13 protein-coding genes are annotated in these 13,206 nt (G+C 65.4%); 4 read left to right on the top strand and 9 right to left on the bottom strand.

The window, feature by feature from the left end; translation table 11 throughout:
• Positions 1-113 precede the first annotated feature (113 nt).
• Entirely contained in the window at positions 114-371 is a 258-nt protein-coding gene (locus tag AC1DIM_RS12455) for a metal-sensitive transcriptional regulator (RefSeq protein WP_477710802.1), read from the top strand.
• A gap of 113 nt (positions 372-484) precedes the next feature.
• On the opposite strand, the gene AC1DIM_RS12450 is transcribed toward AC1DIM_RS12455, so the two are convergent.
• The 3 genes from AC1DIM_RS12450 to AC1DIM_RS12440 form a co-directional block, all read right to left on the bottom strand.
• Positions 485-1,672 (bottom strand): fatty acid desaturase family protein, encoded by a 1,188-nt coding sequence (locus AC1DIM_RS12450; RefSeq protein ID WP_477710801.1) that lies wholly within the window; start codon positions 1,670-1,672, stop codon positions 485-487.
• A 13-nt stretch (positions 1,673-1,685) separates the two neighbouring features.
• Positions 1,686-2,783, bottom strand: coding sequence for a ferredoxin reductase (locus tag AC1DIM_RS12445; RefSeq protein ID WP_477710800.1), 1,098 nt, complete (start codon positions 2,781-2,783; stop codon positions 1,686-1,688).
• Positions 2,784-2,917: 134 nt separating this feature from the next.
• Positions 2,918-3,121 (bottom strand): hypothetical protein, encoded by a 204-nt coding sequence (locus AC1DIM_RS12440; RefSeq protein WP_477710799.1) that lies wholly within the window; start codon positions 3,119-3,121, stop codon positions 2,918-2,920.
• A gap of 193 nt (positions 3,122-3,314) precedes the next feature.
• Here AC1DIM_RS12440 and AC1DIM_RS12435 point away from each other — a divergent pair, with 193 nt between their 5' ends.
• From AC1DIM_RS12435 to AC1DIM_RS12425, 3 genes are read left to right on the top strand one after another with little or no spacing between them, the layout of a single operon-like run.
• Positions 3,315-3,674, top strand: coding sequence for a YnfA family protein (locus AC1DIM_RS12435; RefSeq protein WP_477710798.1), 360 nt, complete (start codon positions 3,315-3,317; stop codon positions 3,672-3,674).
• Positions 3,675-3,717: 43 nt separating this feature from the next.
• Entirely contained in the window at positions 3,718-4,146 is a 429-nt protein-coding gene (locus tag AC1DIM_RS12430; protein ID WP_477710797.1) for a YidH family protein, read from the top strand.
• A 4-nt stretch (positions 4,147-4,150) separates the two neighbouring features.
• A complete protein-coding gene (locus AC1DIM_RS12425; RefSeq protein ID WP_477710796.1) occupies positions 4,151-4,492 on the top strand; it encodes a DUF202 domain-containing protein in 342 nt (113 codons plus the stop codon).
• On the opposite strand, the gene AC1DIM_RS12420 is transcribed toward AC1DIM_RS12425, so the two are convergent.
• The 6 genes from AC1DIM_RS12420 to AC1DIM_RS12395 are packed head-to-tail and all read right to left on the bottom strand — an operon-like array spanning position 4,489 to position 13,095.
• A complete protein-coding gene (locus AC1DIM_RS12420) occupies positions 4,489-5,727 on the bottom strand; it encodes an MFS transporter (RefSeq protein ID WP_477710795.1) in 1,239 nt (412 codons plus the stop codon). The genes AC1DIM_RS12425 and AC1DIM_RS12420 overlap by 4 nt on opposite strands.
• Before the next feature lie 39 nt (positions 5,728-5,766).
• Positions 5,767-6,612 carry a respiratory nitrate reductase subunit gamma gene (gene narI / locus AC1DIM_RS12415; RefSeq protein WP_477710794.1) on the bottom strand — a complete coding sequence of 282 codons (846 nt, stop codon included), beginning with the start codon at positions 6,610-6,612 and terminating at the stop codon, positions 5,767-5,769.
• A 2-nt stretch (positions 6,613-6,614) separates the two neighbouring features.
• On the bottom strand, positions 6,615-7,235 hold the full coding sequence (gene narJ / locus AC1DIM_RS12410; protein WP_477710793.1) for a nitrate reductase molybdenum cofactor assembly chaperone: 621 nt from the start codon (positions 7,233-7,235) through the stop codon (positions 6,615-6,617).
• Complete coding sequence (gene narH / locus AC1DIM_RS12405) at positions 7,232-8,926, bottom strand: nitrate reductase subunit beta (RefSeq protein ID WP_477710792.1); 1,695 nt, start codon at positions 8,924-8,926, stop codon at positions 7,232-7,234. Before narH ends, narJ begins: the two co-directional genes overlap by 4 nt.
• Positions 8,926-12,636 (bottom strand): nitrate reductase subunit alpha, encoded by a 3,711-nt coding sequence (locus AC1DIM_RS12400; RefSeq protein ID WP_477710791.1) that lies wholly within the window; start codon positions 12,634-12,636, stop codon positions 8,926-8,928. The genes narH and AC1DIM_RS12400 overlap by 1 nt, the downstream gene beginning before the upstream one ends.
• 60 nt (positions 12,637-12,696) lie before the next feature.
• Positions 12,697-13,095, bottom strand: coding sequence for a hypothetical protein (locus AC1DIM_RS12395; RefSeq protein WP_477710790.1), 399 nt, complete (start codon positions 13,093-13,095; stop codon positions 12,697-12,699).
• Positions 13,096-13,206: the final 111 nt, after the last annotated feature.

Here is a 13,206-nt window from a genome sequence, read left to right as displayed (position 1 = left end):
TTTCAACGGACGAGTAAATACCCCACCGAGTATTACAGATACCCCCGGGGGTAGTCAAGACACCCCACCGGGTATATAGTTGACCGCAGGAACACGACCCTTGGAGACCCCCAATGCAACTTGATTCGACTGAACTGACACCCGTGGTCAACCGCCTCAAACGGGCCCAGGGCCAACTCGCCGCCGTCACGCGCATGCTGGAGGAGGGCCGGGACTGCAAGGACATCGTCACGCAGCTTGCCGCCGTGTCCAAGGCCCTGGACCGCGCTGGCTTCGCCATCATTGCCAGCGGCCTGGAGCAGTGCATCGTCCGCAAAGACACCACCATGGACCGGAAAGAGCTGGAAAAGCTTTTCCTCTCCCTCGCCTAAGGGCTACTTCCGGGGACGTCACAGGATGGCGCATTAATACGGCGCGCTAAAACAAACAGTGGAGGGGACAGGCATTCGCCTGTCCCCTCCACTGACTGTTGTGCTCTGCTGCCTTAGGCCTTTGCGGCCTTGCTTGGGAGCGCGAGCCTGAAGATCTTGCCCCAGGTTGAACCCACCTGCTTCAGCAGCGGACCCGTGGTGTATTTCAGGCCGTAACGCTGGCAGATTTCCTGGACCAGAGGCGCAACCTCGGCATACCGGTTGGACGGCAGGTCCGGGAAGAGGTGGTGCTCGATCTGGTGCGACAGGTTGCCGGTCATGAGGTGCATGAACTTGGAGCCGGAGATATTGGCGGAGCCGATCATCTGCCGGACGTACCAGTCGCCGCGGGTTTCGCCTTCAACCATTTCTTCGCTGAAGGTGTCCGTTCCTTCCGGGAAGTGGCCACAGAAGATCACCGCGTGTGCCCACACGTTGCGGACGGCGTTTGCGGTCAGGGTGCCGTAGAGGGCCTGCTTGCCGGAGCCGGTGAGCATGGCGACGGCGGGAGTGGCCGCATAGTCCTTCGTGAACTGGGTGACCACCTTTTTGCCCAGCGCCTTGAGGTCCTTGAGCAACGCTTCCTTGGACTTCCTGCCCTCTTTGAAATCGTTGAGCTCGAGGTCATAGATGGCGATGCCCCATTCGAAAAGGGGTGCCAGGATCGCATTGTACAGCGGGTTGCCCAGGTTCGCGGGCACCCACGGCTGGGACTCGTCCATGCGGAGGAGGTTGTACCCGACGTCGTTGTCCTTGCCCACCACGTTGGTCCAGCGGTGGTGGAGGTCATTGTGGGTGTGCTGCCATGAGCGGGAGGGGGTGACAAAGTCCCACTCCCAGGTGGTGGAGTGGATGTCCGGGTCCCGCATCCAGTCCCACTGGCCGTGGAGCACGTTGTGCCCGATCTCCATGTTTTCGAGAATCTTGGCGAGGCTCAGGAGGGTGGTGCCGGTAACCCACGCCCCCTTGTTCTTGCTGACCAGGAGTGCGGCGCGGCCGGAGATCTCCAGGCCGCGCTGAATCTTGATCAGGCGCCGGATATAGGCTGCGTCCGAGGCACCGCGCTTGGCGAGGATATCGTCGCGGATCGCGTCCAGTTCCCGGCCCAGCTCCGCCACCTGTTCGTCCGAAAGGTGCGCGGCGCTGGGAGGGCGGACCGAAGGGCTGCCGGACTCGGCCAGCGCTCCGGGGCGCGTCCTTGCCGCTCCGGTGGGGGCGGTCTTGCCTTCTGAAACTGTCTTGTTTTCTGAAACTACTGACATGCGATAGTGCTCCTCAGAGTTCGAGGTTGACGGGTCCGGCGGCTGCCGAGACACACGTTTGGATCAGTTGGCCGGGCTCGCCATGGATTTCGTTGGTCCGGAGGTCACGGACCTGGCCGGACAGGAGCGGAGTCAGGCAGCTGTGGCAGATCCCCATCCTGCAGCCGCTGGGCATCAGCACACCGGCGTCCTCGCCCACATCCAGCAGCGGGGTGTCGCCGTCGGCGTCGACTTCCCGGTCCGAGGCTTCAAAGGTGACAATGCCGCCATCGTGCCCCACACCCCCGGCAAAGGTGGTGTTGAACCGTTCGATCATCAGGTTGCCGGGGTCACCAGCGATTGCCACATCCGAGCCCGGTGCCGGGGTGGTGAGCGCGGCCTGCTTCCACAGCGCCTCGGCGTCGTCCAGGAAACTGTCCGGGCCGCAGGCGTAAGCGGCGCGTTCTTTCCAGTCCGGGCAGATCTGGTCAAGCTCTGCGGTGTTGGTCAAATCCATCCTGCCCTGTTCGCCCGTGTACCAGTGGGCCAGGCGGAAGTTGGGAAACTGGTCGGCCAGCTCGGCAAGTTCCTCGTGGAAAAGGCTCTCACCAGGTGTGCGGGCCGAGTGCACCAGCACGACGTCGGCATCCGGGCGGCGCGGGACCAGCGTGCGGATCATGGACATCACCGGAGTAATACCGCTTCCAGCGGTAACCATCAGCAGCGGCCGCGGGTGCTCCGGGAGGATGAAGTCACCCTGCGGAGGGGCGAGGAACAGGACGTCGCCGGGCTTGGTGGTGCGCACCAGGGTGCCGGAAACGGCGCCGACGTCGGTGACGGTGATGGCGGGGTCCTTGCCCGCGGGGGCACTCAGGGAGTACGAGCGCCAGTGACGGACGCCGTCAAGCTCAACGCCGATGCGCGCCCATTGGCCGGCCAGGTGCGAATGCCAACCGCGGCCGGGACGGAAAAAGATGGTGGCCGATTGTGCCGTTTCCTGGACTACCCGGGTGACCACGCCGCGCAGCTGGCGTGCGGAAAAGACAGGGTTGAAGAGCGCCAGAACGTCTTCGGGCGACAGTGGTGAGGTCAAGACGGAGGCCGCCTGGGCCAACTGACGTAGCCGGATCATGCAGTTGTTCCTTTAGCGGCGCGAGCCATGTTTCTCTCTCCTGACCGTTGCGCAGCCATGCTGTATTAGAGGGCAGTCGGGTCCCCCAAGCCCACCATAAGCGTAACGGCTCCGGCAGGTGGATGGTTCCCGGATCAGCGTTGGTCGCGCTCCTCGAATTCCTCGTTAAGGTCATCGCGCCTGAACTCCGTCTCCGGATTGGGTTCGCCCTCAGCAACGTATTCGTAGTTCAGCTGGCGCTGCACCTGGCTGTCCAGAACCTGGAGCTCCTGGTTAGGAAGGGCGGCAAGGTCGTCGGGGAAATCGTCTTCTGGCGTCAGATGAAGCTTCTCGGACATGGTGAACCTCTCTGGCTGCGGGGCAGGACGGGAGTAAGCAATGCCCCGGTTGCTCTTAGAGTATTACTTCCGGGGCGGAACGCCCAGCCGGGTCTGAGACTCGGCCAGGACATCCGGTGCGCCCGCATAGGTGTTGCCGAAGCGGGCCGTCAGTCCGTGCAGCGACCGCATTCCCGGCTGGCATGATGAACCTGTGAATATTCCTGCTGAAACGGCGTCGATCGCCAAAACGGCCGTGCTTTTCGTTCTGGCAGCGGTGGCTGAAATCGGCGGCGCCTGGCTCGTGTGGCAGGCCGTCCGCGAAGGCAAGGACTGGTGGTGGGCGGGCCTCGGCGTTATTGCCCTGGGCGTCTACGGTTTTGTTGCCACCCTGCAGCCGGACGCCCATTTCGGCAGGATCCTTGCCGCCTACGGTGGTGTGTTCGTGGCTGGCTCGCTCATCTGGGGCATGATCTTCGACGGCTTCCGGCCGGACCGGTGGGACGTAGCGGGTTCCGTGATCTGCCTGGTGGGCGTGGCCGTCATCATGTTCGCACCCCGGAACGCTGGCTGACGAGCCTGCAGCGACCGCATTCCCCGGCGGCTAAACTGTCCCCGTGTCCAGCAACCAGCCACCGCCCAGCGGTCCCCTGCCGCCGTCGCCGTCGACGCCTCCCCCGCCGTCTCGCGGACGGATAGCCGAACGGCTGCTACCCGGCGGCACCGAACCCGACCCGCGCTTCACCCTCGCCAATGAACGGACCTTCCTCGCCTGGATCCGCACCGCACTGGCGCTCCTGGCCGGCGGCATCGCCATCGAAGCCTTCACGTCGGACCTTTTCCTTGAGCCGGTCCGCAAAAGTCTCGCAGTGCTGCTTCTGCTCCTTGGCATGCTGCTGAGCGCCGGCGCCGCAGGGCGCTGGCTCCGCGTGGAGCGAAGCATGCGCAACAAAACTCCGCTCCCGCTGCCGCTCATCGTGCCGCTGCTGGCCGGCGCCGGGGCGCTGGCGGCCGCCGTCGTCCTTGTCTTTATCCTCTGGCGTTAGCGTTATGGCCCGCAGCCGGACGCCGGACCCCGCGCCGCACGGCGATCCCGGGCTCCAGCCCGAACGGACCACGCTGGCGTGGGGCCGGACCATGCTGGCGCTGGTGACCGTCAGCGCCCTTTTCCTGCGCTGGCTCCCCCACTACGGGTTGCCCATCCTGCTGCTGTTCGCCGTGTCCGCCGCCGCCGCCGCGGCCATCTACTTCACCCAGCGTCGCCGCTATGGCGCCAGCGCCCGCGGGATCACGCGTGAGAATGTCGACGCCGATACCTCGGCTGTGCTCTGGACGGCCTTTGCCGGGATCGTCCTGGGCGCACTCGGCATTGGTGTGGTGCTGGCCGCCTAGGCTCCGGGTGAGGCCTTCACTGCCTGGACGGATTTCGAGGGACCACGCAAGACCAGTGCGGTGAAGGCAAACGCCACCAGGGCGGTGGCAACCAGCAGCAGCAGGCCGATTGAGTAGCTGCGGGTGGCGGCGTCGTACGTTGCACCCATCACGAGGGGCGGGAAGTAGCCGCCCAGCCCCCCGGCGGCGCTGACCACCCCGCTGATGCTGCCCACCTTGCCGGGCGGAGCGAGTACGCCCACCCACGCAAACACGCCACCGGTTCCCAACCCCAGCGCGGCCGCCATGGCCACGAAAGTCAGACCGGCGGGGACCTCGCCGTCGGGCTGGAGGTTCACCACCCAGCCGAGCACCGCCACCCCTGCCAGCGAGGCGAGCACCACCGGCTTGGAGCCGAACTTGTCGGCGAGGACGCCGCCGATTGGCCGTGCCAGCACTGCCGCCAGCGCGAAACCCGCTGTGCGGGCCCCGGCACCACTGGGATCAAAGCTGTACACATCCCGCAGGTAGGTGGGCAGGTACGTGGCGAACGAGACGAAGCCGCCGAAGACCGCCGCGTAGAGGAAACACATCTTCCACGTGACCGGTGTCTTCGCGGCGTCAAGGAGCTTGGGCAGCACCGGGGCGTTGTTGCGGGTCCAGCCCGGCGACTCCTTCATCAGGAACCACACCAGGGCTGCCATTGCGGCGAGGACTGTGGCAATCAGCAGGTGCGTGGGGAAATACCCGATGCTGGCAACGAGACGCGGGTTCAGGAACGCGGCCAGCGCAGTGCCGCCCATCCCGGCACCAAACACGCCGGTGGCGAAGCCCCGCCGGGACGGCTCGAACCAGGCACTGACAAACGGGATTCCGACGGCGAAGACGGTACCCGCGACGCCGAGCACCAGGCCGGCGCCGAGCACCAGCGCGAATGAGCTGAGAAGTCCGCCGACTGAGACCAGCAGGATCGGCAGGATGGAGGCGAGCAGCACAAAGGTGAACATCGCCCGGCCGCCGTACTTGTCCGTCAAAGTGCCCACGACGATCCTGCCGAGCGAGCCGACAAACACCGGCATCGCCACCAGCACCCCTGTGGCCGCCGGGTTGAGGTGGAGGTTCTGCGTGTAGAACGAGCCCAGTGTCGCCACCGAGTTCCACGCCCAGAAACCCACTACCGAGGCGGAGGTTGCGAGCACGAGATTGAGCGTCCGGCCAGCCGGCGCCGGCGGGGCTGGGGCGGCGGATCCGGTCACGGCGTTCCTCTTCCCTCTACGTTGGTACTGGCTTTTTCGCTAGCGGTTCCGGGTGTCCCTGTCGTGGGTTCCGACGGCGGACCAGCCGCGGCGTGCCGCAGTCCCGGTGGTGCGTGCAGCGGAGGTTCCGGCTGTTTCCTTCCGCTTTGCGTTGACGCGGTCCCGGTCACGGGAGCGGTAGACGATGTAGGGCCGGAAGAGGTAGTGCAGCGGCGCCGTGAAGGCGTGGACCAGCCGGGTGAAGGGCCAGATCATAAACAGCGCCATCCCCACCAGCGTGTGCAGGTGGAAGGAGAACGGCGCTGACGCCATGGCCGCGATGTCCGGCTGGAAGATGAACAGGGAGCGGAACCAGGGGGCCACGGTTTCGCGGTAGTTGTGCCCGTGCTCGCCCTCAAAGACGCTGGCCAGGGTGGTCCACAAGCCGAACAGGATGGCCGCCGTGAGCACCACGTACATGCCCTTGTCGTTTTTGGTGGTGGCCATAAAAACCGGCCCGGTGGTGCGGCGGCGGTAAATCAGCAGCAGAATTCCGCCCAGGGTTCCCACCCCCGCGATGCCTCCCACAAGCAGGGCGTTTATATGGTAGAACTCCTGGCTCATCCCCACGGCCTGCGTCCAGGCCATGGGGATGACCAGGCCGAAAAAGTGGCCCGCGATGACCGCCAGCAAGCCGAAGTGGAACAGCGGTGAGGCGATCCGCAGCAGCCGGGACTCATACAGTTGTGAGGACCTGGTGGTCCAGCCGAACTGGTCGTATTTATAGCGCCAAATGCTGCCGCCCACCAGCACCACCACCATGACGTACGGCAGGACACCCCAGAGGACGATGTCCAGGGCGGTGAGTTCGACGGCGGATCCTGGCCCGGTCTCGAAGATCAGCATGGTCAGGCCCCTTTCACGGGCAGCAGGCGGGGATCATACGGGTCCAGTCCCACGGCTTCGGTGGGCGGCCCGTAGCCGGCCATCCGCATGACAGCCTGCTCATCGGCCGGCGATTTCCCAGGCAGCGTGGTGCAGATGGCCTGGAGGATGCGGGCATGCGGCAACTCATCGCGCAGCAGGCCGAAGCGGAGCATCTCGAGGCTGGCCCGGTACCGGATCAGCAAGTCACGGCCCGCCGCAAGATCCACCCGGGCGGCGTATTCGAGGACCATGGGCAGGTAGTCCGGCAGTTCGCCGTGGGTGTCCACCAGGATGTCGCTTTGCCGGTAGGCCTTCTTGAAGTTGCCCAGGACTTCACCGCGGCGCCTGGTGTCGCCGTCCGTCCAGTAGCTCAGGTGGAGCGCGTGGCGCCGGCCCAGGTCGAACTCGCGCACGTAGTGGGCCTGGATTTCCATTGGTTCCGAGGATTCGAGCAGGTCCAGGACGTCAACGAAGTCCTGGACCGCACCGGGGAACTCGGCCAGCGCGGCCCGCATCAGCGGCACCCGGCCGATCAGCTCCTCATCGGGATAGGACAGGCACCACGCGGCGGCCATGTAGACCACCTGATCTCGCCGGCTCACGGCCGTTCCTCTTCTGCCGAAGAACCTGGTTCGGGGCGCGACCGTCCCGGGAAGAGCCCTGGGGGCGCCCCGCGCCCGTCCCAGTTCAGCAGGTTGACCCGGCCGTGGAGGCCGGACCCGGACCCCATCTCGTCCGAGGTCTGCCTGTCCCGGAGGGCGTTGAACGTTTCCACCGCCACCGGGACGGGCCTGCCGCTTGCCTCACCGAACGGGGAGGAGTCCTGCATGCCCGGTCCGCCGTCGAAATCCAGTGAGCAGCCCATCTCCTCCAGGTCATGAGCCTGTTCCACATGGGCTTTGGGAATGACGTAGCGTTCGTCGTATTTGGCGATGGCCATGAGGCGGTACATCTCGTACATGGTCTGGCTGTCCATCCCCACGGCCTCGGGGATGGAGTCATCGGGATCGTTGCCCAGGCTGATGCCGCGCATAAAGGAGCGCATGGCGGCAAGTTTCTTCAGCACCGCGGTGACCCGGTCTGCATCGCCCGCCGTGAACAGTTCCGCGAGGTATTCCACCGGGATGCGCAGCGCGTCGATGGCGCCAAAGAGGTTGCCGTGATCCTCGCCGTCGTGCCCCTGGTCCCGCAGCAGGTCCACGACCGGGGAGAGCGGCGGGACGTACCAGACCATGGGCATGGTCCGGTATTCGGGGTGCAGCGGCAGGGCCACCTTGTAGACCTTGGCCAGGGCGTAGACCGGGGAGCGCCGGGCGGCGTCGATCCAGTCCTCCGGAATGTTCTGGGCGCGGGCTTCGGCCTGGACGGCGGGGTCATTCGGGTCCAGCAGCACATCCATCTGGGCGTCGTACAGTTCCCTCGGGTCGGTGACGGAGGCTGCCGCGGTGACGGCGTCGGCGTCGTACAGGAACAGCCCCAGGTACCGCAGCCTGCCCACGCAGGTCTCTGAGCAGACCGTGGGGAGCCCCACCTCCACGCGGGGGTAGCAGAAGGTGCACTTTTCGGCTTTGCCGGTCTTGTGGTTGAAGTAGATCTTCTTGTAAGGACAGCCGGTGACGCATTGCCGCCAACCACGGCATTTGTCCTGGTCCACCAGGACAATGCCGTCCTCCACCCGCTTGTAAATCGCCCCCGAAGGGCAGGAGGCCATGCAGGACGGGTTCAGGCAGTGCTCGCAGATCCGCGGCAGATAGAACATAAACGTCTGCTCGTACGCGAACTTGATCTTGTCCTCGGACTCACGGCGGACTTTTTCCACGATCGGATCCAAATGGCCATGCTCGGTGGAACCGCCCAGGTCATCGTCCCAGTTTGCGGACCAGGTGATCTTGGTGTCCTCCCCCGTGATCAGCGACTTGGGCCGGGCCACGGGAAAGTCATCGCCCAGGGGTGAATCGATCAGCGTCTTGTAGTCGTACGTCCACGGCTCGTAGTAGTCCTTGAGCTCGGGCTGGACCGGGCTGGCGAAGATCCCGAACAGCTTCTTCACGCGGCCGCCTGCCTTGAGGACCAGCTTCCCGCGTTTGTTCAGCTCCCAGCCGCCATGCCACTTCTCCTGGTCCTCGTACCGGCGGGGATAGCCCTGTCCCGGACGGGTCTCCACGTTGTTGAACCAGACGTATTCGGTGCCGGCACGGTTGGTCCAGGCCTGCTTGCAGGTCACCGAACAGGTGTGGCAGCCAATGCATTTGTCCAGGTTCATGACCATGCCCATTTGAGCCATAACACGCATCAGTACTGCACCTCCTGAGAACGACGGCGGACGGTGGCAACCATGTCGCGCTGGTTCCCGGTGGGGCCAAGGTAGTTGAATGCGTAGGCCAGCTGGGCGTACCCGCCGATCAGGTGCGAAGGTTTGACCAGCAGCCGGGTGACGGAGTTGTGGATGCCGCCGCGCCGGCCCGTAGCCTCGGACTTCGGCACGTCGATGGTGCGTTCCTGGGCGTGGTGGACGTACACCACCCCGGCTGGCATCCGGTGGCTGACGATCGCCCGGGCCACCAGGACGCCATTGATGTTCAGGCACTCCACCCAGTCGTTGTCCCTGACCTTGATGGACTCGGCGTCGGCGGGACTCATCCAGACCGTCGGGCCGCCGCGGGACAGCGAGAGCATCAGCAGGTTGTCCTGGTATTCGGAGTGGATGGACCACTTGGAATGCGGTGTCAGGTACCGGACCACTACCTCAAGTTCCCCGTTGGCGCCGAGCTTGGGCTCACCGAAGAGCCGGTGCATATCCAGGGGCGGCCGGTAAATGGGAAGCCCCTCGCCGATGTCCGTCATCCAGTCGTGGTCGAGGAAGAAATGCATCCGTCCGGTCAGGGTGTGGAAGGGTTTGAGCCGTTCGATGTTGATGGTGAACGGGGCATAGCGGCGGCCTCCCGTTTCTGAACCGGACCATTCCGGGGAGGTGATCACCGGCACCGGGCCCGCCTGGGTCTGGGCGAAGGTGATGAACTTTTCCTCGGAGCCTTCGGACAGGTCCACAAGTTTGCGGCCGGTACGGACCTCCAGGTCCTTGAAGCCCTGGACCGACAGCGCGCCGTTGGTGGTGCCGGAGAACGCCAGGATGGCCTCCGCCATTTTCGCGTCGGTGTCGATCGCCGGCCGGCCGTCCGCGGCACCGCCGAGCATCACCCCGTTGGAGCGGCTGAGCCGGTCCAGGGGTCCGGCAAGTTTGTAGGTGACGTTCTTGACCGTGAAGCCCAGTTTGTCGGCCAGCGGCCCGACGGCGGCAAGCTTGTCCGCGATGGCCGTATAGTCCCGCTCCACCACGGAAAATACGGGCATGTTCTGCCCGGGCACGGCGGGGATGTCCGTCTCCCGCCAGTCGCGCACGATGCCGCCGGGCTGGGCCAGTTGGCCCGGGGTGTCGTGCTGCAGCGGGACGCTGACCAGGTCGCGGCGGACGCCGAGGTGGGTTTTGGCCAGCCGGGAAAACTCGCGGGCGAGCAGGTGGAAGGTGTCGAAGTCCGTTTTGGTCTCCCACGGCGGGTCGATCGCCGGGCTGAAGGCGTGCACAAACGGGTGCATGTCCGTGGAGGAGAGGTCATGCTTTTCGTACCAGGTGGCAGCGGGAAACACGACGTCGGACAGCAGCGTTGTGGAGGTCATCCGGAAATCGGCGGAAACCAGCAGGTCCAGTTTTCCTTCCGGCGCCTGCTCATGCCACTTCACGCCCCTGGGCTTGAGCCCTTCGGCGTGGTCCTTGCCCAAAACGTTGTTATGGGTGCCAAGCAGGTTGCGCAGGAAGTATTCGTTGCCCTTGGCCGAGGAACCGAACAGGTTGGAGCGCCAGAGCACCAGGGTCCGGGGCCAGTTCTCCGGGGCATCCACGTCCTCGATGGCCGGGTTCAGGGTGCGGTTCTTGAGCGCGTCGGCGATGTAGCTGGGGGTGTCCTTCGCTGTCCCGGCGGCGACGGCGGCCTCCGCCTCATCCGCGAGGTCCAGCGGGTTGCGGTCGAACTGGGGATAAAACGGCATCCAGCCGAGCCTCGCGGACTGCGCCATCGCGTCCGCCGTGTGCATGCCGTCCAGCGCTCCGGTGGACAGCGGGGATTTCAGGGCATCCGCGGAGTAGCCGTCCTGGCGCCACTGGTCCGTGTGCATGTACCAGTAACCGGTGCCGATCATGGTCCGCGGCGGCCGGGCCCAGTCCAGGGCGTTGGCCAGCGACAGCCAGCCGGTGACCGGCCGGGTCTTCTCCTGCCCCACATAGTGCGCCCAGCCACCGCCGTTGCGGCCCATGCAGCCGGTCAGCATCACCAGCGCCAGCACGGCCCGGTAGGTGGTGTCGCCGTGGAACCACTGGCAGATTCCCGCGCCCATGATGATCATGGAGCGGCCCTTGGATTCTTCGGCGTTCCGGGCGAACTCACGCGCCACACGGATGCAGGCCTGCGCCGGAACGCTGGTGATTTCCTCCTGCCAGGCCGGGGTGTACGGCGTGGACGCATCCTCGTAGCCGGCGGCCCACTCCCCCGGCAGACCCTCCCGGCCCACACCGTACTGGGCCAGCATCAGGTCGAACACTGTAGTGACGAGCTGGCCTTCGATTTCAAGAACTGGCACCCCGCGCCGCAGGATGCTGCCGGTGCCGTCCGCCTGCTCGAAGCACGGGAGGAGGATTTCGGCGCTTTCCCCGGACACTTCCCGCAGGGACAACGCCGGTTCGATCCCCTCAAGGTCAAGGTTCCATTTGCCTTCGCCGCTGCCGGAGTAGCGGAACCCCATGGAGCCGTTCGGAACGGCGGGACGCCCGGTTGTTTTGTCGAACAGCACGGTGCGGAATGCCGCATCCTCAGCCCCGGCCTCGCCCGGGAGGTCCTTCGCGGTGAGGAATTTCGACGGCGTCAGCGCGCCGTCGTCGTTCCTTACCAGCCGGACAAGGAACGGCAGGTCCGTGTACTGCTTGACGTAATCGGTGAAGAACGGGACCTCGCGGTCCACGAAGAATTCCTTGAGCATCACGTGGCCCATGGCCATGGCCAGCGCGGCGTCCGTTCCGGCCTGGGCGGGGAGCCATTCGTCGGCGAACTTGGTGTTGTCCGCGTAGTCCGGGCTGACCGTGACCACCTTGGTGCCGCGGTACCGCACCTCGGCCATCCAGTGCGCGTCAGGAGTGCGCGTCACCGGGACGTTGGAGCCCCACATCATGAGGTAGCGCGCGTCCCACCAGTCGCCGGATTCCGGGACGTCTGTCTGGTCGCCGAAGATCTGCGGGCTGGCCACGGGGAGGTCCGCATACCAGTCGTAGAAGGACGTCATCACCCCGCCGATCAGCTGGATGAAGCGGGTCCCCACCGCGTGCGAGACCATGGACATCGCGGGAATCGGCGAGAAGCCGGCGCACCGGTCCGGGCCGTAGGTCTTGATCGTGTTCACATGCGCGGCGGCGGCAATCTCGGTCGCCTCCTGCCACGAGACCCGAACCAAACCACCCTTGCCGCGGGCCTGCTGGTAGCGGCGGCGGCGTTCCGGGTCAGCCGCGATCTCGGCAAAGGCGAGCACCGGGTCACCGAGCCGGGCCTTGGCCTCCCGGTACATCTCCACCAGGACACCCCGGGCATACGGGAAACGGACCCGCGTGGGTGAGTACGTGTACCAAGAAAAAGCTGCCCCCCGGGGGCAGCCTCTAGGTTCATATTCAGGACTGTCCGGGCCCACCGAGGGGTAATCGGTCTGCTGGGATTCCCAGGTGATGATGCCGTCCTTGACGTACACCTTCCAGGAGCAGGAGCCGGTACAGTTCACGCCGTGAGTGGAGCGGACCACCTTGTCGTGGCTCCAACGGTCGCGGTAGAAGATGTCGCCCTGGCGGCCGCCCTCCCGGAACACGGCCCTGCCGTCGTCGGTCTGGTCCCATTTCGTGAAGAAACGGCCCAACTTCAGCATTGCATCTGATGCGGGTCCATCTAACCCCGCATGGGGTCCGGCAGCCATGGGCAACACGCTAGGCCATGGCAGCCGTTAAGAACAGGGCCGGGCGGCCCTTCCCGGGGGTCAGAACATCGGCAGGAAGAACCCGACCATGAGCGCCGCAGCGCCGATTCCGGTGAGCAAGCGGCCAAGCACGACGGCGGTTCTCGCCGCATCCTCGGGCGCTGCGGTTTGCCACTGGGTGGGGCGCTTGGGGTGGTAATAGATCGGCAGGGTGTCACCGACGGCCAAATCCCTGATGTCATAGGGCGACATCGGCGCGTGGTGGACCTGGAATTTGCGGTCGAACCAGCGGAACCCCGTTCCGCTCTCGTCCGCGTAGACCACAGCTTCGGCCACTGACCACGGGTGCACAAAACGGCGCAGGATACCGGAGTAGAAGAGCAGGCCGAGCCCGGCAGGCAGGCACAGCCAGGTCAGGATCTCCAGGATGGGACCTGCCATTTCGAGCACGGTGGGCATGGAAATGATGCTACCGGGGGTGGGGCTCCAGAAAAGATCGCTGGTGACTTCCTGCAGGACTCATTAGCCTGAGGGGACCCGCCATGGAGCACCCATCTTGGAACAAAAAGG

Source organism: Pseudarthrobacter sp. 01T43 (genome assembly GCF_056398665.1).
This window is presented reverse-complemented; position numbering and strand designations above follow the sequence as displayed.

What these genes read in the sequence shown, in the direction of transcription:
- AC1DIM_RS12425 (WP_477710796.1), top strand. Translation starts at nt 4,151, where the DNA reads ATGGCCCGCAGCCGGACGCCGGACCCCGCGCCGCACGGCGATCCCGGG.
- AC1DIM_RS12450 (WP_477710801.1), bottom strand. Translation starts at nt 1,672, where the DNA reads ATGTCAGTAGTTTCAGAAAACAAGACAGTTTCAGAAGGCAAGACCGCC.
- narH (WP_477710792.1), bottom strand. Translation starts at nt 8,926, where the DNA reads ATGCGTGTTATGGCTCAAATGGGCATGGTCATGAACCTGGACAAATGC.
- AC1DIM_RS12440 (WP_477710799.1), bottom strand. Translation starts at nt 3,121, where the DNA reads ATGTCCGAGAAGCTTCATCTGACGCCAGAAGACGATTTCCCCGACGAC.
- narI (WP_477710794.1), bottom strand. Translation starts at nt 6,612, where the DNA reads ATGCTGATCTTCGAGACCGGGCCAGGATCCGCCGTCGAACTCACCGCC.
- AC1DIM_RS12455 (WP_477710802.1), top strand. Translation starts at nt 114, where the DNA reads ATGCAACTTGATTCGACTGAACTGACACCCGTGGTCAACCGCCTCAAA.
- AC1DIM_RS12445 (WP_477710800.1), bottom strand. Translation starts at nt 2,783, where the DNA reads ATGATCCGGCTACGTCAGTTGGCCCAGGCGGCCTCCGTCTTGACCTCA.
- AC1DIM_RS12395 (WP_477710790.1), bottom strand. Translation starts at nt 13,095, where the DNA reads ATGCCCACCGTGCTCGAAATGGCAGGTCCCATCCTGGAGATCCTGACC.
- AC1DIM_RS12400 (WP_477710791.1), bottom strand. Translation starts at nt 12,636, where the DNA reads ATGGCTGCCGGACCCCATGCGGGGTTAGATGGACCCGCATCAGATGCA.